Annotated in this window: 18 protein-coding genes; 11 read left to right on the top strand and 7 right to left on the bottom strand. The window is 61.9% G+C overall.

The window, feature by feature from the left end:
* Nucleotides 1-141 precede the first annotated feature (141 nt).
* A complete protein-coding gene (locus tag FJ548_RS28150; protein ID WP_140779593.1) occupies nucleotides 142-1,065 on the top strand; it encodes an NAD(P)-dependent oxidoreductase in 924 nt (307 codons plus the stop codon).
* A gap of 3 nt (nucleotides 1,066-1,068) precedes the next feature.
* Here the strand turns inward: FJ548_RS28150 and FJ548_RS28155 are convergent, their stop codons facing one another.
* Entirely contained in the window at nucleotides 1,069-1,698 is a 630-nt protein-coding gene (locus tag FJ548_RS28155) for a DUF1638 domain-containing protein (protein WP_140779594.1), read from the bottom strand.
* 67 nt (nucleotides 1,699-1,765) lie between these two features.
* Here FJ548_RS28155 and FJ548_RS28160 point away from each other — a divergent pair, with 67 nt between their 5' ends.
* Nucleotides 1,766-1,906: an entericidin A/B family lipoprotein gene (locus tag FJ548_RS28160; protein ID WP_140779595.1), complete on the top strand. Its 141-nt coding sequence runs from the start codon at nucleotides 1,766-1,768 to the stop codon at nucleotides 1,904-1,906.
* Between the two features lie 104 nt (nucleotides 1,907-2,010).
* On the opposite strand, the gene FJ548_RS28165 is transcribed toward FJ548_RS28160, so the two are convergent.
* Nucleotides 2,011-2,616 carry a site-specific integrase gene (locus FJ548_RS28165; protein ID WP_140779596.1) on the bottom strand — a complete coding sequence of 202 codons (606 nt, stop codon included), beginning with the start codon at nucleotides 2,614-2,616 and terminating at the stop codon, nucleotides 2,011-2,013.
* 242 nt (nucleotides 2,617-2,858) lie between these two features.
* On the opposite strand from FJ548_RS28165, the gene FJ548_RS28170 reads away from it, so the two are divergent.
* On the top strand, nucleotides 2,859-3,974 hold the full coding sequence (locus FJ548_RS28170) for an acyltransferase (protein ID WP_140779597.1): 1,116 nt from the start codon (nucleotides 2,859-2,861) through the stop codon (nucleotides 3,972-3,974).
* A 69-nt stretch (nucleotides 3,975-4,043) separates the two neighbouring features.
* Here FJ548_RS28170 and FJ548_RS28175 read toward each other — a convergent pair whose 3' ends face one another.
* Nucleotides 4,044-4,742 carry a B12-binding domain-containing protein gene (locus FJ548_RS28175; RefSeq protein ID WP_140495658.1) on the bottom strand — a complete coding sequence of 233 codons (699 nt, stop codon included), beginning with the start codon at nucleotides 4,740-4,742 and terminating at the stop codon, nucleotides 4,044-4,046.
* 306 nt (nucleotides 4,743-5,048) lie between these two features.
* On the opposite strand from FJ548_RS28175, the gene FJ548_RS28180 reads away from it, so the two are divergent.
* The 6 genes from FJ548_RS28180 (at nucleotide 5,049) to FJ548_RS30090 (ending at nucleotide 11,674) form a co-directional block, all read left to right on the top strand.
* The gene (locus FJ548_RS28180) at nucleotides 5,049-6,623 is read left to right on the top strand and encodes a trimethylamine methyltransferase family protein (protein WP_140779598.1); all 1,575 of its coding nucleotides are present in this window, start codon (nucleotides 5,049-5,051) and stop codon (nucleotides 6,621-6,623) included.
* A 97-nt stretch (nucleotides 6,624-6,720) separates the two neighbouring features.
* Nucleotides 6,721-7,398 carry a 4Fe-4S dicluster domain-containing protein gene (locus FJ548_RS28185; protein WP_181168932.1) on the top strand — a complete coding sequence of 226 codons (678 nt, stop codon included), beginning with the start codon at nucleotides 6,721-6,723 and terminating at the stop codon, nucleotides 7,396-7,398.
* A 192-nt stretch (nucleotides 7,399-7,590) separates the two neighbouring features.
* Nucleotides 7,591-8,328, top strand: a complete 738-nt coding sequence (locus tag FJ548_RS28190; protein WP_140779599.1) for a dienelactone hydrolase family protein — start codon at nucleotides 7,591-7,593, stop codon at nucleotides 8,326-8,328.
* A gap of 175 nt (nucleotides 8,329-8,503) precedes the next feature.
* A complete protein-coding gene (locus FJ548_RS28195; protein ID WP_140698315.1) occupies nucleotides 8,504-9,064 on the top strand; it encodes an RNA polymerase sigma factor in 561 nt (186 codons plus the stop codon).
* Nucleotides 9,065-9,066: 2 nt separating this feature from the next.
* Nucleotides 9,067-11,190 carry a VWA domain-containing protein gene (locus tag FJ548_RS28200; protein ID WP_140779600.1) on the top strand — a complete coding sequence of 708 codons (2,124 nt, stop codon included), beginning with the start codon at nucleotides 9,067-9,069 and terminating at the stop codon, nucleotides 11,188-11,190.
* 214 nt (nucleotides 11,191-11,404) lie between these two features.
* The gene (locus tag FJ548_RS30090; protein WP_181168933.1) at nucleotides 11,405-11,674 is read left to right on the top strand and encodes a hypothetical protein; all 270 of its coding nucleotides are present in this window, start codon (nucleotides 11,405-11,407) and stop codon (nucleotides 11,672-11,674) included.
* Between the two features lie 11 nt (nucleotides 11,675-11,685).
* On the opposite strand, the gene bmt is transcribed toward FJ548_RS30090, so the two are convergent.
* Both bmt and FJ548_RS28215 read right to left on the bottom strand, forming a co-directional pair.
* Nucleotides 11,686-12,708: a betaine--homocysteine S-methyltransferase gene (gene bmt / locus FJ548_RS28210; RefSeq protein WP_140698307.1), complete on the bottom strand. Its 1,023-nt coding sequence runs from the start codon at nucleotides 12,706-12,708 to the stop codon at nucleotides 11,686-11,688.
* 112 nt (nucleotides 12,709-12,820) lie between these two features.
* A complete protein-coding gene (locus FJ548_RS28215; protein WP_140612283.1) occupies nucleotides 12,821-13,678 on the bottom strand; it encodes a helix-turn-helix transcriptional regulator in 858 nt (285 codons plus the stop codon).
* 229 nt (nucleotides 13,679-13,907) lie between these two features.
* On the opposite strand from FJ548_RS28215, the gene FJ548_RS28220 reads away from it, so the two are divergent.
* Both FJ548_RS28220 and FJ548_RS28225 read left to right on the top strand, forming a co-directional pair.
* The gene (locus FJ548_RS28220; RefSeq protein WP_181168934.1) at nucleotides 13,908-14,918 is read left to right on the top strand and encodes a fatty acid desaturase; all 1,011 of its coding nucleotides are present in this window, start codon (nucleotides 13,908-13,910) and stop codon (nucleotides 14,916-14,918) included.
* Between the two features lie 92 nt (nucleotides 14,919-15,010).
* Nucleotides 15,011-15,838 (top strand): PhnD/SsuA/transferrin family substrate-binding protein, encoded by an 828-nt coding sequence (locus FJ548_RS28225; RefSeq protein ID WP_140779601.1) that lies wholly within the window; start codon nucleotides 15,011-15,013, stop codon nucleotides 15,836-15,838.
* Here the strand turns inward: FJ548_RS28225 and FJ548_RS28230 are convergent.
* Nucleotides 15,803-17,158 (bottom strand): Xaa-Pro peptidase family protein, encoded by a 1,356-nt coding sequence (locus FJ548_RS28230; RefSeq protein ID WP_140779602.1) that lies wholly within the window; start codon nucleotides 17,156-17,158, stop codon nucleotides 15,803-15,805. The genes FJ548_RS28225 and FJ548_RS28230 overlap by 36 nt on opposite strands.
* 9 nt (nucleotides 17,159-17,167) lie before the next feature.
* A partial coding sequence (locus FJ548_RS28235; RefSeq protein ID WP_140779603.1) for an FAD-dependent oxidoreductase occupies nucleotides 17,168-18,975 on the bottom strand: 1,808 nt, incomplete at its 5' end.

Genomic DNA, 18,975 nt, shown 5'->3' on the forward strand with positions numbered 1-18,975 from the left:
GAAATCTCCCAGAGCTTCGGCAATGGTGGTTGCGGTTAACTGGAACAGCATCTTTTCGGGCTGGCGCACAATTTACCCATTCGCGGCAGCCTGTCATCCGTGCCTAATAGCGTCGCGGGACAAAAATCATGGCGCGACGAAATGCGAATCTTGCTCACGGGATCGTCGGGTTGGCTGGGCAGCGCGCTGGCGCCGCGGCTGCGCGGCCTTGGTCATGAGGTGATCGGGATCGATCCGGTGCCCTCGACGGAGACCCAGATTGTCGGCTCGATCGCGGATCGTGAGCTTGTTATACGCACTGTCCGCGACAACCGGATCGAAGCGATCATCCACAGTGGCGCGCTGCACAAGCCCAACATCGAGAATAGCGCCAACAGCGATTTCGTCGCTGCCAATGTGCAAGGCACGCTCAACCTGCTGGATGCGGCGGTGGCAGAGGGCGTCGAGCGCTTCGTCTTCACCTCGACGACGTCGCTGATGATTTCGCAAGCGATACGCGACGGCTTCAAGGGCGGCGCGCGCAAGGCCGCCTGGCTGACGGAGGCGATGTCGCCCGAGCCGCGCAACATCTATGGCGTCACCAAGCTTTCGGCCGAGCATCTCTGCCGCCTCTACCATCTTCAGCACGGCCTGCCGGTGATCGTGCTGCGCACGGCCCGCTTCTTTCCCGAGGCCGATGACATGGCGCATGCGATCGAACAGTCGGACGCCAACACCAAGGCGAACGAGCTGCTGTTTCGCCGGCTGACGGTGGAGGACGCTGCGGCGGCACATATCGCCGCGTTGGAGAAGGCGCCACAACTCGGCTTCGATGCTTTCATCGTCTCAGCGCCGACGCCGTTCCAGCCCAACGACTGCGACGCGCTTATCCGGGACGCGCCATCGGTCGTCGCACGCTATTTTCCGGACTTTCCGGAGCTCTACGCACGAAAACGCTGGACGATGTTTTCCTCTATCGACCGGGTCTATGACGCGTCGCGAGCAAGAGACAGGTTGGGTTTCGTCTGCAGGACGAGCTTTGCCGACGTATTGGCGGCGCTAAGGGCGGAGGAGGGGGCAGCCTGATTGTCAGGGATGTGCCGCGGCACTCGCTAGTCCTGCCGTCAGATCCCCGAAGCCGGTCGCACGCCGCTCATAGGTGAGGCCAAGCAGGGCCGCGGCCCTTTCAGCGACCCTGTCGAGTTCGGGGTCGTTCGTCTGGGCGAGATAGATCAGCTTCTCGTAGTTGCCGAAATAGTCCTTGATCAGCTCCGGGTGCCTGTCGAGGCCGAGCGGCTTCATGAAGAAGGCGTCGAACTGACGGCACAGGAAGTCCGTCATGTAGAAGGACATCATGTCGTCGTCGGCAACCTTCGCGTAGGCTTCCATACCCTGATAGAAGGCGAAGCAATGCGGTCCCGCCATGCGCTCGACTCCGTGCTTCTCCAAGACGCGGTCAAGCAGGCCGCCGGTGCCGCAATCGGCATAGCCGACAAAGATGTGCTCATAACCCTCTGCCTTGGCCTTCTCGATCGCCTTGTCCATGGCCGGCGCGATGCGGTCGGGATAGAAATGAAATTCCGCCGGCAGACATGTCAATTCGAGGTGATCCAGCCCGAGCTGTTCCTTGACGGCCAACACCTCGCGGGCAATCATCCCGCAGGCGATGATAAGCACCTTGTCCGCTTGATTCGGTTTGGTTTTCTGTGTCTTGGCCATGATGGAACCAGTCGAGCCGGCCTTTGTTGCCACGGGGCTAATTTATCTATCGAGGGAGACGCCGTCCATGAACCTGCTACGCGTAGCACCTATTGCCGTTCTTGCCTGTGCCCTGGCCCTTACGGCCTGCGCGAACACCGTCCGCGGCGTCGGCAAGGACGTCAAATCGACGGCCAGGGCGGTCAAGGACACCGTCACCAAACCCTGAGCCGCAGCCTTCCCGATCATCTGGGAACAAAAAAGCCGCGCTGCAAGGCGCGGCTTTTTGCCTTGTTTTTGTTATGCAATTCTCGGTTATGTTCCAATTGTTGCTTATCCGAGGATCGAGTTGACGCCAGCAGCAAGTTCGGCGGAATCGTCTCCGCGCGGGAACAGGTGCGAATAGACGTCACCAGTGATGGCCACAGAACTATGTCCCATTCTCTCTTGAACGGTTTTCAATGGCAAGCCGAGGCCGCCATCCGCAGGCCTGTTGATTAGCCATGATGCGAAGAAGTGCCGCAGGGCGTGCATTCCATACTTGGCCTTCCCGTCCTTGTTTGTGACACCGGCCACGACCTGTGCGGGATTGTAACCGCGCTGCACGATGTTGGAAAGCCGCTCGACGTTGCCGCTTCCATTCGGGAACACCAGATCGCCTTTCGGGCATTCTTTCCGCCATGCATCCAACGCAGCCGCAACGGGCGAGGGGAGCGGCACGGTTCGAAAGCCTGCCTCTGACTTCGGCGGGCCAATCTGGTTGAAGCGGTCGGCACGCTGTCTGACATGGATGTTGGCGGCCTCGATGTCCACCCACCGGAGACCGCGTAACTCTAACGCGCGCAAGCCGCAGAAGGCTGCCACCATCAATAGCGGGCGCCAGCGGCCAGTGGCTTCAGCCAGTATGCCCTTCACCTCCTGCCGTGTTGGAATGTCCACGCCAACGACGACCTTGCCTTTGGCGCGCCGCGCACCGGCACCGTCGCGATATTCAGGCTAGCCAAGCGATATGACGTTAGTAGCAATGGTGTCGTCGGCGGCATTGGCGGTGCTGCAAGTTATTTCCCCGGATCGGTAGCAGGCACGACCGCGACAGGTGGCGAATATGCTTAACTACGCAACTGCAACCTGACCCTCTACCGGTTGTTGAACTAGATGGCCGTTGGCGCTAGTCCTGTGGGATGAAACGGAAGAATCTTGATATTGAACTGCTACGCGGCTTCGCCGTTGCGATCACGATGGTTGCGCACTTCGTCGTCATTGTACCTGAGTGGGCGGATTGGACCGGCTACTTTTGGCTAGGCGGGGGAGTGGACCTATTTTTTGCAATCTCTGGGTTTCTGATTACAGGAATTCTTATCCGGGACATAGACCCAGCCAAGTTCTGGGCAACCGGCTACCAATTCTGGAGACGAAGGTTCTACAGGTTGTTTCCGGCGGCTTTCTTCTGGGGCGCGGCAGTCGTCGCACTTGGAAGCGTTTTCAACTCTTTTGGCAGCTTTGGCGAAGGCAATGGGCTGCTTGATAGCTGGGTCGCAGCGCTATTCAATCTGGAAAACTTCTACATCTACGCATGTGTCAATCAGTGGATGGGAACGTACAATCCCTCGCCTCTGTGGCCCTACTGGAGTCTGTCCCTGGAGGAGCAATTCTATCTGGCTGCGCCATTTGTGCTGGCGTTCGTAGGCGTACGTTGGTGGCTTCTGGTCGCGTGTCTGGCGCTCGCATTTTTGCAAGTCCTCACTGCTCGTCAGTTTGGGAACCTTCTATGGTTTGTTCGGACTGATTCGCTGCTTTTCGGATGCTCCATCGCGCTCGCATGGTCGTTATGGCCTGCGATCATGTCGCGCATAGCGGCCCTGCGACTCTCGATCTTGCAATCTGGGCTGGCTGCCGCCTCGGTCTTGCTTATCGTGACGGCGCGGCCCGCGCTTTCTCCCTATTTCATGGGATTCGTAGCCCTGAGCGCCGGATCTATAGTGCTGCTTGTTTCGGCTGACAGGCAGGCACTCACCGGTTCGGCGTCGATGCGAGCCCTGGCAGTCTACGTCGGCAGCCGGTCTTATTCGCTGTATCTCGTTCATCAACCTGCTTATGCACTTATCAAAGAGGTTAGCCTAAGTGCGGGGCTGCCTCTCTCCAGCGTGTCGGCGCAGATTGGGGGAACGATTGTCGCAGTTGGGCTCAGTTTTGCTGTGGCTGAATTCTCATACTTGGTTGTTGAGAATCCAGCACGGCAATGGGGGGCGAAACGAGCACAAAGAAGGTATCCTCGTATCGAGACCGAGGTTGCTTAAAATGCGCAGGCCGGCAACTAGTGAAACACGCTATTTATGGCCTAAGTCGTTGATTTTATTGCAAATCTGCTAGGCTGAAGCGCGGACGTTGTGCTTGCGCTTCATGTAGTCCTTGGCGGTCTCGACCGCCACCGCGGCATCGCGGCAATAAGCGTCTGCGCCCACAGCCTTGCCGAACTCCTCGTTGAGCGGCGCGCCGCCAACCAGTACGACATAGTCGTCGCGGATGCCCTTTTCCTTCATCGTGTCGATGACGACCTTCATATAGGGCATGGTGGTGGTGAGCAGCGCCGACATGCCGATGATATCGGGCTGATGCTGCTCGATCGCATCCAGATACTTCTCGACCGCGTTGTTGATGCCGAGGTCGATGACGTCGAAGCCGGCGCCTTCCATCATCATGCCGACGAGGTTCTTGCCGATGTCGTGGATGTCGCCCTTGACGGTGCCGATCACCATCTTGCCCTGCTTGGGGGCGCCGGTGGCGGCGAGCAGCGGGCGCAGGATGAACATGCCGGCCTTCATCGCATTGGCGGACAAAAGCACCTCGGGAACGAACAGGATGCCGTCGCGAAAATCCTCGCCGACGATGCGCATGCCTTCGACAAGCGCTTCGGTTAGCACCTTATAAGGCGCCCAGCCGCGCTCGAGCAGGATGCGCGTGCCTTCCTCGATCTCTTCCTTCAACCCGTCATAGAGGTCGTCGTGCATCTGCTGCACCAACTCGTCGTCGGAAAGTTCAGAAAGGATGATCTCGTCGTCGGACATTTTTTACCCAGCTCCCTACGGCATCGCGACTGTGTCGCAAGGCACAAAATATTAGCGTTCATACCTAACCCGCAACGGGTGTGTATCCATAGCTGATTTGCGACTTCCCGCAAAAGGAAAGCGACTGGAAAATCTATTGGTTTTCTTGTCGATTTTGCGACAGGCGTTGGCGCGGACGGGCCGTTTCGAATAGGGTGCATGGCTACGATCCGGCGAAAGCCGCGCCATGCGGCCCCAACGGTTATGGACCAGCAATAGGCAGGCCAGGTCATATTCAGGCCAGGCCATATTCAGGGAAGAGCGATCATGAGCGAACACGCGGCAGTCGACCAGGAAGCGTCAAACGCGCGGCGTGGGCGCGGTGCCAGCGGCGGAGCAGCGGCCAGGCGCGCGGCGCGCTCCGGCGGCGGGCCAGGCACGCAGCTCACCTACATCAAGCGCAAGATCAACGTCTATGAGGTGCTCAACGAGGAAGGGCTGGCCCTGATCGAGAAGAACACCGATACGGTGCTCGAGGAAATCGGCATCATCTTCCGCGACGATGCCGAGGCGCTGCAGCTCTGGAAAGAGGCCGGCGCCGACGTCAAGGGCGAGCGCGTCCATTTCCCGAAAGGTCTCTGCCGCTCGCTGCTGAAGACCGCGCCATCCATTTATACCCAGCATGCCCGCAATGCCGAGCGCTCGGTGCAGATCGGCGGCAATGCCACGGTGTTCGCACCGGTCTATGGCCCGCCCTTCGTGCGCGACCTCGATGGCGTCAGGCGTTATGCCACGATCGAGGATTTCCAGAATTTCGTAAAGCTCGCCTATATGGCGCCGTCGATCCACCATTCGGGCGGCACGGTGTGCGAGCCGGTCGACGTGCCGGTCAACAAGCGCCATCTCGACATGGTCTACGCGCATATCAAATATTCCGACAAGCCGTTCATGGGCTCGGTGACCGCGCCGGAGCGCGCCGAGGACACGGTGGCGATGGCCAAGCTCGTCTTCGGTGACGACTTCGTCGAGAACAACACGGTGCTGACCAGCCTGATCAACGCCAACTCGCCGATGGTGTTCGACGAGACCATGCTGGGCGCGCTGAAGGTCTATTCGCGCCACAACCAGGCCTGCATCGTCACGCCGTTCATCCTGGCCGGCGCAATGAGCCCGGTGACGGTCGCCGGCACGTTGACGCAGGTTCTGGCCGAGGTGCTGGCCGGCGCCTCGTTCACGCAGCTGATCCGGCCGGGCGCGCCGGTGCTGTTCGGCACATTCGCCTCGTCGATCTCGATGCAGTCGGGCGCGCCGACCTTCGGCACGCCGGAGCCGTCATTGGTGTCTTACGGTGCAGCCCAACTCGCCCGCCGTCTCGGCCTGCCGTTCCGTACCGGCGGCTCGCTGTGCGCCTCGAAAGTCCCGGATGCGCAGGCGGCCTATGAAAGCGCCAACACGCTGAACTCGACCATTCTTGCCGGTACCAACTTTGTCCTTCATTCGGCCGGCTGGCTCGAGGGCGGGCTGGCCTCCTGCTACGAAAAATTCATGATGGACATCGACCAGCTCGGCATGCAGCAGAAATTCTGCGAAGGCGTCGACCTGTCCGAAAACGGCCAAGCCATGGACGCCATCCGCCAGGTCGGCCCGGGCAGCCATTATCTCGGTTGCGACCACACCCAGGCCAATTTCCAGACGGCGTTCTACCGCTCCAGCATCGCCGACAACAACTCCTATGAGCAGTGGCTGGCCGAGGGTGAGAAGACCGCGCCGCAGCGTGCCAACGATCTCGCCCGCCGTTGGCTGGAAAGCTATGAAGCGCCGCATCTCGACCCGAGCATCGACGAAGCGCTGAAGGACTTCATCGCCAGGAAGAAGGGGTCGATGCCCGACGCCTTCACTTGAAAGGAGCCCGAGTCAGGCGGGGCTAAAGTCGCCAACATCATCCACAAGGAAGTCTGGCGGAGCGCTTTCTCCGATCCGGACAAGAAGGGATGAGTCTGTGCGCGGCATGATCGAGGAGATCGCGGCCGCGCTTGGCGCCCACGGACTCATCCTGCGCGGCGGCTTTGTTTTTCCCGATGATGAGGATGTTCCTCGTAGCGCCTCGGGCGCTGGCGCAAGGTCCGTCCTGCTCGTAGGTCAGGCGGGTGCGGCACCCTGGCCGCATTTCCTGCGCTGGCGCCAAAAACAGCCGCGGGCAGTCGCCAATCCGCTCGATACGTGGTCACGCGACGTGATCGGTGCGGTCGCGGAAAAGTTTGGTGCCCGCGCCGTCTCGCCCTCCGACCGTCCCTATCTGCCATTCCAGCAATGGGCGATGCGGGCAGAGGGGCTAAAACCGTCGCCGCTCGGTATTCTCATGCATCCGCGATACGGGCTTTGGCATGCCTATCGCGGCGCGCTGCTTTTCGCGGACGAAATCGCACTTCCAGAAGTCCGCGAGGCTCCGCATCTCTGTGATACCTGTGTCGACAAACCCTGCCTGAAATCCTGCCCGATCGATGCCTATTCCGCGGAAGGGTTCGCCTATCAGGCCTGCCTGGCGCATGTGCGGGGAGCAAATGGCGAGCCCTGCCGCAGCGGCGGTTGCCTCGACCGCTACGCCTGTCCCTACGGCGCGTCCTATCGTTATCCGCCGGAGGTCCAGGCCTTCCATATGGCGAGCTTCATGCGCTAGCGGCACGCCGCCGGCGGCAAAGATGCCGGCGAATGCACGAAAAGCACTTGCCACATACACCCCCGTGGCTCCTCTGCGGGGAATATGCGTCGTGGCCGGCCGATACGCTTTTGTGAACGCCGCCCGTCAGCCTGGCCTTGCCCTTCCAACCGGCGCCGATATGTATGTGCCACGATCAGAAGGGACCCGGCCATGGCGAAACGCAATATCGAGATAAAGACCGGCGATGGTGTCGCAAGAGCAGGGCTGTTCCGCTCGTCCGCCGCCTCACCGACCAAGGCCGGGGTCATCCTCTATCAGGACGCTTTCGGTCCGCGACCGGCGCTCGACGATATGGCTGAGCGGCTGGCGGGCGAGGGCTATGCGGTGCTGGTTCCCGATCTTTTTTATCGCAACGCGCCCTATGGTCCGTTCGATGCCAAGACCGCCTTCGCCGACGAGAAGACCAAGGCAGCGCTGATGGCGCTGGTCACCGGCACGACGCAGGAGATGACCATCAGCGACAGCGCCGCGTTTCTGGACGCTCTTGCCGCCGAAGGTGCCACCGGCCCGCTCGGCACCGTCGGCTATTGCATGGGCGGTGCGCGGGCGCTCAACGCGGCTGCGAGCTACCCGGACAGGATCAAGGCCGCCGCCAGTTTCCATGGCGGCAATCTTGCGAGCGATGCCGCCGACAGCCCGCACCGCAAGGCGGCCGCCATCAAGGCGCGCATCTATGTCGGCATGGCGGGTGTCGACCGGAGTTTTCCGCCCGAACAGTCGACGCGGCTGGAGGAGGCACTGCGGAATGCCGAAGTCGACCACACGATCGAGAACTATGTCGGCATGGCGCATGGCTGGTGTGTGCCGGACCATAGCGTCTATGACGAAACTGGCGCCGAGCGGCATTGGAGGCGGTTGACGGCGCTGTTTGCGGAGACGCTGGTGTAGAGCTTTCTGCCGGGGAAGGCGCTCGGCGAGGCCGAGAAAACCTTCGAGATCTCGCTCCGCCCCTCATGGGCCCTTCGGGCACCTCCCCGTTCACGGGGAGGGGAAGAACGACCTCACAAAAAATCTTTCCACGATCCCAAGGATTAGCCATTAGCCTTCGTCCAACAGGCAAATGATGGCGATGATGCTGGATGAGAGCGAAGCCTCCGACGCCGAACTGATCAGGCGGGCGAAGGGCGGAGACCGGGGGGCCTTCGGCAAATTGCTGGAGCGTCACTACGACTTCGTCTATCGCGCCGCTTATCGCTGGTACGGCAGGAAGGCCGATGCCGAGGATATCGCCCAGGAAGTCTGTGTCCGGCTCGGCCGGGCGATCCGCGACTATCGCGGCGACGGCGCCTTCACGACCTGGCTCTACACCATGACGATGAACGCGGCGCGCGACATGATACGCAAGACCGCGCGCGAAACGGTGAAGACCGAAGCCTACGGTGTTCATGCGCTGATTTCCGGCGAGGCCTCGGCCGAACCGGAAGACCCGTCCGAGGCCCTGTGGGTGGCGGTGCGGCGGCTTCCGGACAAGCAGCGCGATGCCGTGCTGCTTGTCTATGGCGAGGGCTTGAGCCACGCGGCCGCCGCCGAGGCGATGGCGATCTCGGAGACGACGGTTTCCTGGCACATCCATGAAGCGAAGAAACGGCTGAAAACGCTGATGCGCTCGGCCGGGGAAGTGTGACCATGGTCGACGACAACGAACTCAGAAAGCTGCGCGACACAGCAGTACCGGCGCCGGGCGAGAGCGCGAAGGCACGCGCCTTCGAGGCCGCCATGCGCGCATACGAACAGGAAAATATTTCGACAGCCACCCAAGGATCGATTGGCGGTCTTCGTCTCACAGAGCGAGCACAAAAGCTCTGGAGCGAAATCATGCAAAAGAAACTCATCGCCACGCCGGCCCTTGCCGGGCTCGTCGCCCTGCCGATCGCCGGATACGCCGCCTTCCATCTGCTGAGGGAGCCGTCGCCGTTTAGCGGCGACCAGAAGGTCACCGAGACGCTTGCCGACAAGCCGGCGTCAGTGAAGCCGCTGGCCAAGCAGGCGCCGAGAGATCAGCCGATCAACGAGCCGCTCGCGGCCACGGTGCCGACGACGGACAAGAAAGCCGGCGCGGATGTCGAAAGCCGCGATGCCGCCGATGTGCTTGTGGCGCCGCCCCCACCGCCGAAGCCCGAATCCACCGCTGCCGGATCGGCACAGCAGAGCGCTCAGGAGCGTGGCGTTCTGGCAGAGCCCGCGCCGGCACCGCTTCCGCTGAACAATACCGCTGGCGCGCCCAGCGCCTCGCGGGTAGCCCGCATGCAGGCTGGCGAGTCCAAACTGATGGTGCGGCAGCCGGCCATGGCGCCGGCCGATCAGATTGCGCCGCAAGGGGAAAACCGCAATCGCATCGAGGACTTCAAGACCAACCCCATTCACGCCGCGGCGGAGGATCCGGTCTCGACCTTCTCGATCGACGTCGACACCGCCTCCTATTCCTTCGTGCGCCGTTCGCTGAAGGAAGGGGCCTTGCCGCGGGCCGACACGGTCCGTGTCGAGGAGATGATCAACTACTTCCCCTATGACTGGAAGGGTCCTGACTCGGCGTCTACACCGTTCAATTCGACCGTCAGCGTCATGCCGACGCCGTGGAACGCGCACACCAAGCTGATGCATGTCGCCATCAAGGGGTTCGACATCAAGCCAACCGAACAACCGAAGGCCAATCTGGTGTTCCTGATCGACGTCTCGGGCTCGATGGATGAACCCGACAAATTGCCGCTTCTGCAGTCGGCCTTCCGGCTGCTGGTCAACAAGCTCAAGCCGGACGACACCGTATCGATCGTCACCTATGCCGGTGATGCGGGCACCGTCCTCGAGCCGACCAAGGCATCCGAAAAGGACAAGATCCTCAATGCTATCGACAAGCTGACGCCCGGTGGTAGCACGGCTGGCGAGGCGGGCATCAAGGAGGCCTACAGGCTGGCGCAAAAATCCTTCGTCAAGGACGGCGTCAACCGGGTGATGCTGGCCACCGATGGCGACTTCAATGTTGGCCAGAGCGACGACGACGACCTGAAGCGCCTGATCGAACAGGAACGCAAGACCGGCGTCTTCCTGTCGGTGTTCGGCTTCGGCCACGACAATCTGAACGACCGGATGATGCAGACCATCGCGCAGAACGGCAACGGCACCGCCGCCTATATCGACACACTGGCCGAGGCGGAAAAAGTCTTGGTCGAGGATGCCTCCTCGACGCTGTTCCCCATCGCCAAGGACGTGAAGATCCAGGTCGAGTTCAATCCGAGCAAGGTCTCGGAATACCGCCTGATCGGCTACGAGACCCGGGCGCTCAACCGTGAGGATTTCAACAACGACCACGTCGATGCCGGCGATATCGGCTCGGGCCATTCGGTCACCGCGATCTATGAGATTACGCCCAAGGGCAGCGGTGGCGAGCAGATCGATCCGCTGCGTTACGGTCAGGCCACGGTCAACAATGGCGGTGTCGCCAACGCGGACGAGTATGCCTTCGTCAAGATCCGCTATAAGCTGCCGAACGAGGACGTCTCGAAGCTGATCACCACGCCGGTGACCTCGGCCAACGAGGTGTCGTCGTTCGACCAGGCGGGCACCGACCAGCGCTTCTCGGTCGCGGTCGCGGCCTTCGGCCAGAAGTTGCGCGACGAGGATGCGACCGCGAAGTTCGGCTACGACAAGATCATGGAGATCGCCACTGCCGCCCGGGGGCCCGACCCGTTTGGGTACAGGTCCGAGTTCCTCTCGCTTGTGCGCCTTGCCTCGGCGCTGGGCGGTAACCGGTAGTGGCAATACGGCCGGTTTTCTTCAGATTATGGGATCGTTCCGACAGCGGAAATCGGCCCACGAGCGGGTGAGGCAGGCCGGCGAGGGGATATTCCCTTGCCGGCCTTTTTTCGCGGAATGGTCCAGTTCGTTAAATTGCGCGGCATTTCCGGTACCGGATCGCAACCCCCTGCTTGCTAAACCCGTCATGTCCACGGGCTTGAGGGAGCCGGAATTGCAGATCAGAACGTTCGTCAGTTCGATACCACCGGCACGGGACGCTTTGGCGGTTTCATCAATCCCGTCGGCCGAATCCAGACGCATCAGCGATGATGTCGCGCAGGCGCGCCACACCGCTATGTCGGCGCTGACCAATGATCGTTTTCGCGCCATGCTGGAACAGATCACGGACCCCGCCACGTCGGGTGCGCTGATGACGATGCGCGGCGATAGTGTCGTCGACTTCAAGTCGGCGCAGTCAAGCTACGCCGACTACAGCGAATAAACCGAGAGATATCAGGTCCGGCTGCGACGCCGCTCGCGGCGGGCTTCGCTGGTCTCGGCGGTGTTTTCCGTCGCCACCTTGTTGCGCATCGGGCCGATACGCTCGACGATCTTCTCAACCGTCGGGCGATCCGCCTTGGTGTGAGCATCGAGCGCCTTGCGCATGGCGGCAAGATGCTGGAACGAGGTGCCGCAGCAGCCACCGACAATCTTTGCCCCGGCGTCGACGGCGAGGCGCACATAGTCGGCCATCAGTTCGGGCGTGCCGGAATAGTGGATTTCGGTGCCGCGGAATTCGGGAATGCCGCAATTGCCCTTGACGATCACAGTCGCCTCCGGCTTCGCGTCGGTCATGTCGAGCAGCGACGCCAGGATATCGGAGGCGCCGACGCCGCAATTGGCGCCGACGCCGAGCGGGGCCTCGGAAAGGCCATCGACGACGCCGTGTATGTCTTTCGGCAGCAGGCCCATCATGGTGCGCCCGGCAGTGTCGAAGGAGCCGGTATAGGTGTAGGGCAGACCGACGCGGATGGCGGCTTGCGCCGCGGCGCGAATCTCGTCGGGCGCCGACATGGTCTCGATCCAGGCGACTTCGGCGCCACCTTCCTTGAGGCCTTCGATCTGCTCGGCGAAGGCATCGACCGCCTCGTCATAGGTCATGGCGCCAAGCGGCACCAGCAGTTCACCCGTCGGGCCGACGGAGCCCGCAACAATCACCCTGCGGTCGGCCTGGTCGGCGACAGCGCGGGCGATTTCGGCGGCGCGCTTGTTCAGCGCATGCACGCGGTCCTGCGCGTGGTGCAGCTTCAGCCGGTGGCGGGTGCCGCCAAAGGAATTGGTGAGGATGATGTCGGCGCCGGCATCGACGAAATTCTGGTGCAGGCTGGTAATGGTGTCGGGCGCCGTCTCGTTCAGCAGTTCCGGCGCCTCGCCGGCCTCCAGTCCCATGGCGAACAAATTGGTGCCCGTGGCGCCATCGGCCAAGAGCACGCCCTTTTCAGCCAGAAGTGCGTCGATCGGGTTGGTGGTCGTCATCGGATTGGCTTTCGTGTTCTGAATTCGAATAAGGATATAAAGAAGTCTTTATGTCTAGTCAATGAAATAGCAACCGGACCATCGCTCAGGCGGTTGCCATTCCTCACGCCGCTTAGACAGAGCCTGATGCGAACGGCATGCCGGCCAGATTGCGCGCGAAGGCAGCGGCCTCATGCGGGTTGACGTCGGCGGCACGGATCAGATTGTCGAAATGCCGGGTCAGTGCCTGCACCGGCTGAGTGGCGTTCAGCACCACATACATGTCGCCGACATAGATGGCGGCGCGATAGGGGCCGAAGATGGTCAGCGGGATCGAATAGCGCATGCGGCCGTCATAAAGAAACAGGCGAAAGGTCGGGTAGAGGTCGTCGAGCAGTGTCGCCATATGGGTAAGCTGCTGCTGACGGTCGGCCGCGGGGAAACGGTCCCACACGCCGAGGCCGCGTGCGAAGATCTCCAGCGTGTGACGCGGCATGCAGACTTCCATGTCGGTTTCCGGGCGCCGATTGTATTCGATGCGGTATCGGGTCTCGCTGGCCTGTGCCAGACGGCTCCTGTTGGTGATGTTGGCCTCGTAATCGACGAGCGCGTGGGTTCGCAGGAGATCGGGAATGCCGGCCGGCACATAGCGGATTTTGGTGCCCGCGGCTTCAGCGAACCATTTGGCGAGCAGCGTGCGGTCGAAACCGTCCGGCGCTTCCTCGATCTCCAGGCTTTCGCGGATTTCACCAGTGACGCCTTCGTCCTGGCTGAGGCCAAGCAGCCAGTCCAGCGATACCTTGAATTCGGCTGCTATGTTGAGCAGCGTTTCGGCCCTCGGCAGGCGTGTCGAGGCGCCCGACATGAGCTGCGACAGAGCCGACCGGTCGATGCCGACGGCTGTCGCGAATGCCGACTGGTTCAGGTCCGAGCGTGTCAGGAGCAGCTTCAGGCGCTCCCGAAAAATCGTCGACAAGTCGCGTTTATCCATCCTATCGCTCCTTGCTTCGGAAGGAAAAATTTGCGCCGAAAGAGCCTTATGGGGACTTTAGGCGTAAACGAATCCCTAAGACTGTTTACAATGTACAACATATGCGGCCAAAAATGCGCAGACGCAACATTTTGTACACTTTGTCGCGTTGAGTGGAATCATCTCTCCTGACACAATGCTGTCAGGAACCAGTTGGGGTTCCGGCGACTGAGGGACAGTGGTCGATAGCATGGCAGGCAAGAGCATCAAGCGACGCAGTACACCGGCCATCGAATGGCCTACGGTGGTCCTCGCTTTCTTCTGTTACGGAACATGGCTTGCCACCGGCTTCCTGCTCTGGCCCTCCTATCCCATCCTGGCGCTCGTCATGCTCGGTTTCACCTTGGCGTTGCAGTCGTCGATCATGCACGAAGTGCTGCATGGCCATCCGACGCGCAGCGCGTTGATCAATGAAGCTTTCGTCTTCCTGCCGATCGGTCTGGTCTGGCCGTTCCGCCGCTTCAAGACGCTTCATTTGCGCCACCATGCCGATGAGCGGCTGACCGATCCGCTCGACGATCCGGAAAGCTACTATCAGGCGCTGTGGCAGCATGACGAACTGCCGCCGACGATGAAATTCCTGCTCAAGATTAACAATACGATGGCTGGCCGCTTTTTCCTCGGCCCGTGGCTGTCCTGCATCGGCTTCTTCATCGACGACGCCAAGCATGCAATGGCCGGCGACAAGGTGGTCCGCAAAGCCTGGCTGCTGCATGCCATCGGTCTCGCCGTCGTGGTGCCGATCGTGCAGTTCGGCTTCGGCATTCCGCTGTGGCTTTATATTTTGGCGCCGGTCTGGCTCGGCCAGTCGCTGATCGCGATCCGCACCTTTGCCGAGCATCAATGGTCCGAGCACCCGGAAGGCCGCACCGTCATCGTCGAGCGCTCGCCGCTGTCGTTCCTGTTCCTCAACAACAACCTGCACTTCGTGCATCACAAGAGCCCCACCGTTGCTTGGTATCGGCTGCCGAAACTGTTTCGCGACCGCCGCGACGACTGGCTGCGGATGAACAACGGCTATGCCTATCCGAACTACTTCGCGCTGATCAAATCCTATGCCTTCAAGGCCAAGGAACCGATCGTGCATCCTGTCCTGCGGCGCGCGCCTGAGCACGGCCGGGCGTTCAAGCCACGCATCCGGGCCCGCAATATCAATGGGCTCGGCACCGCGCCGGTGCCCGCCGAGCCGCCCAAGGAATAGTTCCTGGACAGCCCGGGATCCGTGTCGCCCAATTCTGATTGGGCGCCGTGTTTCTGCGATCCTTTCTCCAGACATGGTGATTGAGTGCCGGCATGAGCAAATTTGTTGCTGCTTTGCCTATGTATGACTGGCCAGAAGCACTCAGCGAGGTCGATGCCCAATGGGCTCAGTTGCGCGAGGCCTTCCGGCAAAGAGGCATTGATGCGCCGAAAACCATCGTGCGGCGCAATGGCGATTTGCCGCCGGTTCCGGGCGGCATACGCGATGCCCTGGGAGCTTTGATTGCACCGGACCCGGCGACATTGCCGGTGGACGAACTCGATTTCCACGAGATATGGCTGCACCCGGCGCTGCTGTTCGCGCAGGCTTGCTGGGGGCCAATGGAGCTTGGGCTGTCGAGCCATGTGCAGGTGGTCGGCCAGCCGAGCTACGACGCCTATGAGGGCGGGCAGGGCGAGCTTTATTCGAGCGCACTGGTGATGCGGGCAGGCGAGGGGCCGGAGGTGCGGTCACCCGCGGACGGTATGGCCTTGCTGCCGCTCGATGTCATCCGGGGCAAGCGCTTCACCTTCAACAGCCTGGATTCCATGTCGGGCATCATCGCGCTGACGCGCGATCTGCAGGCGGCTGGCGAAAGTCTCGATATCTTTTCATCGCGCAGCGAAAGCGGTGGCCATCGCGGCTCGATCGTTGCTGTCGCCGAGGGCAGGGCGGATGTCGCCGCGATTGATTGTGAAAGCTGGGCGCTGGCGCAGCGTTTCGAGCCGGCTGCGCGCAAGGTCGTGACCGTCGGCTGGACTGCACGACGCAGAGGCTTGCCCTTCATCACCGCTAGGACGACGCCGGAAACGACAGTCCGGGCCATGCGCGACGCTCTTGCCGAACTAGCCGAGCAGCCTCGCATCCAACGGGTAGGTTGAAAGCTGCTCGTTGCCGCTTTCGGTGATCAGGATCTGCTCTTCGATCTTGACGCCGTCATGGCCACCGAGCCTGCCGATATAGCTTTCCACGCACAAAACCATGCCGGGTTCGAGCACACCGTCCGGTGTATCCGGCGTCCAGTCGCCGGCATGGGGCAGGGTCGGGTATTCGTCGGCGAGGCCAACGCCGTGGTAGAGCACGCCATAACGGGTCGGGAAACAGTCGCCCGGCGGCACCGCCGAGCGTTCGACAAGGTCGCGGAACGAGATGCCCGGCTGCATCAGTTCGGTGTTGTGCTCGATCTGGGCGGCGGCGATGCGGAACAGGTCGCGCTGTTCGTTGGTCGGCTTTGTATCGCCGCACAGCCATGTGCGGGAGAGATCGGCGCAGAAGCCGTAGGGGCCAACGAGGTCGGTGTCGAAGGCGACGAGGTCGCCGTCTTCGATAATGCGCGACGAGCATTCCTGGAACCATGGATTGGTGCGCGGGCCCGACGCCAGCAGCCGTGTCTCGATCCATTCGCCGCCGCGCGCGATGTTGCCGCGATGCAGTTCCGCCCACAATTCGTTTTCGGAGATGCCGGGCTTCAGCGCCTGCTCCATCTCACCCATCGCCGCCTCGCAGGCGACGATGGCCCGGCGCATTGCAAGAACCTCATCCGGCGATTTGATCAGCCGGGCATTCTCCATCACCGCTTCGCCATTGCCAATGGAAACACCAAGGCGTGCGAGTTCCTCGACGCCTTCCGGGTTGATGTGATCAACCGCGATGCGGCTGTTACCGCCGCCGTGCTCCCTGACCAGATCAGCGATGCCGGCGGCCCAGCGGCGGACCTTCTGCTCGGTCAGGTCGCCGCTGTAGAGATACATCCATGACACCGCCGGCCGTACCTCGTCGACGACGCCGGAATGGTCGGACAGGTGTTCGCAGGAAAAATAATCGAACAGCACCACCGGCCCTTCGGTAGCGAGGAAACAATGCCGCGTCGGGTTGTGCGCCACCCAGAGCTGCATGTTGGTCGAGTCGGTCGCGTATCGGATGTTGACGGGGTCGTAGAGCAGCGCACCGGCATAACCGCGACGCTTCAGCTCGGCGCGGATGCGCTCGAGCCGGTATTGGCGCATCGCCGGCAGATCGGGGGCGGCAATGCCTGCCGCCGCCCATTCCGCTTCAGCCTGGGCGCCATAGCCCAGCACATGCTGGTTGAGCGAAGCCGCCTTCTCACGGGAGGCTTCGCGCAGCGCCTCGATCGAGCCCGGTTCGAACGGCATGATCTTGCGATGGCGGCCGAAGCTTCCCTTTGGCGCCGCGCCGTCCATGGCCGACCCTCAGGTCCGCATCTTCTCGCCGCTCGGGTCGAAAGGCGCTTCGACATTGATGCGGGCAGGACGCCGGTGTCCAAGGATCTCGATCTCGAACAGCCCGGCGCTTTCGTCCTCGGCCAAGGCCGCCGGCACGTAGCCCTGCGCCATCGACTTCTGGACGTAATGCGCGTAGCCGCCCGACGTCACCCAGCCAACCACGCGCCAGTCGCCGTCGACGATGCCGCGCACGGCGGACGCGCCTTCGGCAGCCTTGGAGCCGCGTACTTCCTTGCCTGAGGTGTCGAAGCGCGGTGCGCCATAGCCATGCGGCTTTTCCACCGTGCCATAATCCTTGCTGACCTTGGCCCAGATCGGCTCGTCGCCCATCACGTCGGCGTCGGCAGCATCGACGATGAAGGAGACGCGGCGCAGCTTTGGTCCTTCCGCCTGTTCCTTGGCGGCTGCCTCGCGGCCGATGAAGTCGTTCTTTTCGAGCTTGATGAAGCGGTCCATCGAGCCTTCCAACGGGCCGTAGATCGGGCGCAACTCGCGGAACCAGGTGGGGAAGTTCTTTTCCAGGCGCATCGACAGCAAAGCGCGCATGCCGAAATCGACCAGGCCGAACTCTTCACCGGCGTCCTTAATCGCCTTGTAGACAAGACGCTGGTAGGCGGGCGCCATCCAGATTTCGTAGCCGAGATCGCCGGTGTAGGTGATGCGGTTGACCATGCAAGGCGCACCGCCGACCGCCATCTCACGGAAGTCCATGAAGCGGAAGGCCTTGGTCGAGATGTCGACATCGACCAGCTTCTGCAGCAGGTCACGCGATTTCGGTCCGGCGATCGAAAGGCCGACGAGCGTCTGGTCGAAGCGGTGAATACGCACCTCCGACCCCTTTGGGCCGTCCTTCGGCAGGTGCTTCTCGAACCAGCGCATGTGGTATTTCTGGGCGGCCGACGAGCCCCAGATCATGAAGCGGTCTTCTGCGGCCTTGGCGATGGTGAAGTCGCCGATCAGTTTGCCGAACTCGTTGATCATCGGCGTCAGCACGATGCGGCCGATCTTCGGCATGCGGTTGGTCATCAGCCGGTTGAGGAAGTCTTCCGCGCCCGGTCCCGACACCTCGTATTTGGCGAAGTTGGCGATTTCGGTAACGCCGACACGCTCACGCGTGGCGCGCACTTCCTCGCCGATCGGCCCAAAGTCGTTCGAACGGTGGAAGGAGACGATGTCCTTGGGCTCCTTGGCCTTGGGCGCGAACCAGAGCGGGGTTTCCAGCCCCCACGAGTCGCCCATGACCGCGTTGTTGGCGAGCATGGTGTCGTAGAGCGGCGTCGTCTGCGCCGGGCGCGCCGCCGGCAGTTCCTCGTTGGGGAAGCGGATGGAGAAGCGGCGCGAATAGTTTTCGCGCACCTTGGCGTTGGTGTAGCGCAGGCCGGCCCATTCGCCGAAACGCGCGACATCCATGCCCCAGACGTCGAAGCCGGGATCGCCATGGACCATCCAGTTCGACAGAGCGAGGCCAACGCCGCCGCCCTGGCTGAAGCCGGCCATGACGGCGCAGGCGCACCAGAAATTGGTCAGGCCCTGCACCGGGCCGACCAGCGGGTTGCCGTCGAGCGCGAAGGTGAAGGGGCCGTTGATGATCTGCTTGATGCCGGCCTTCTCGATACCGGGGAAATGCTTGAAGCCGATTTCCAGCGACGGCGCGATGCGGTCGAGGTCTGGCGGCAGCAGTTCGTGGCCGAAATCCCACGGCGTGTTGACCGGCGACCACGGCTTGCAGGCCTTTTCATAGGTGCCGAGCAGGATGCCGTTGCGCTCCTGGCGGG

This window comes from Mesorhizobium sp. B2-4-17 (assembly GCF_006441275.1).
GTDB lineage: Bacteria > Pseudomonadota > Alphaproteobacteria > Rhizobiales > Rhizobiaceae > Mesorhizobium.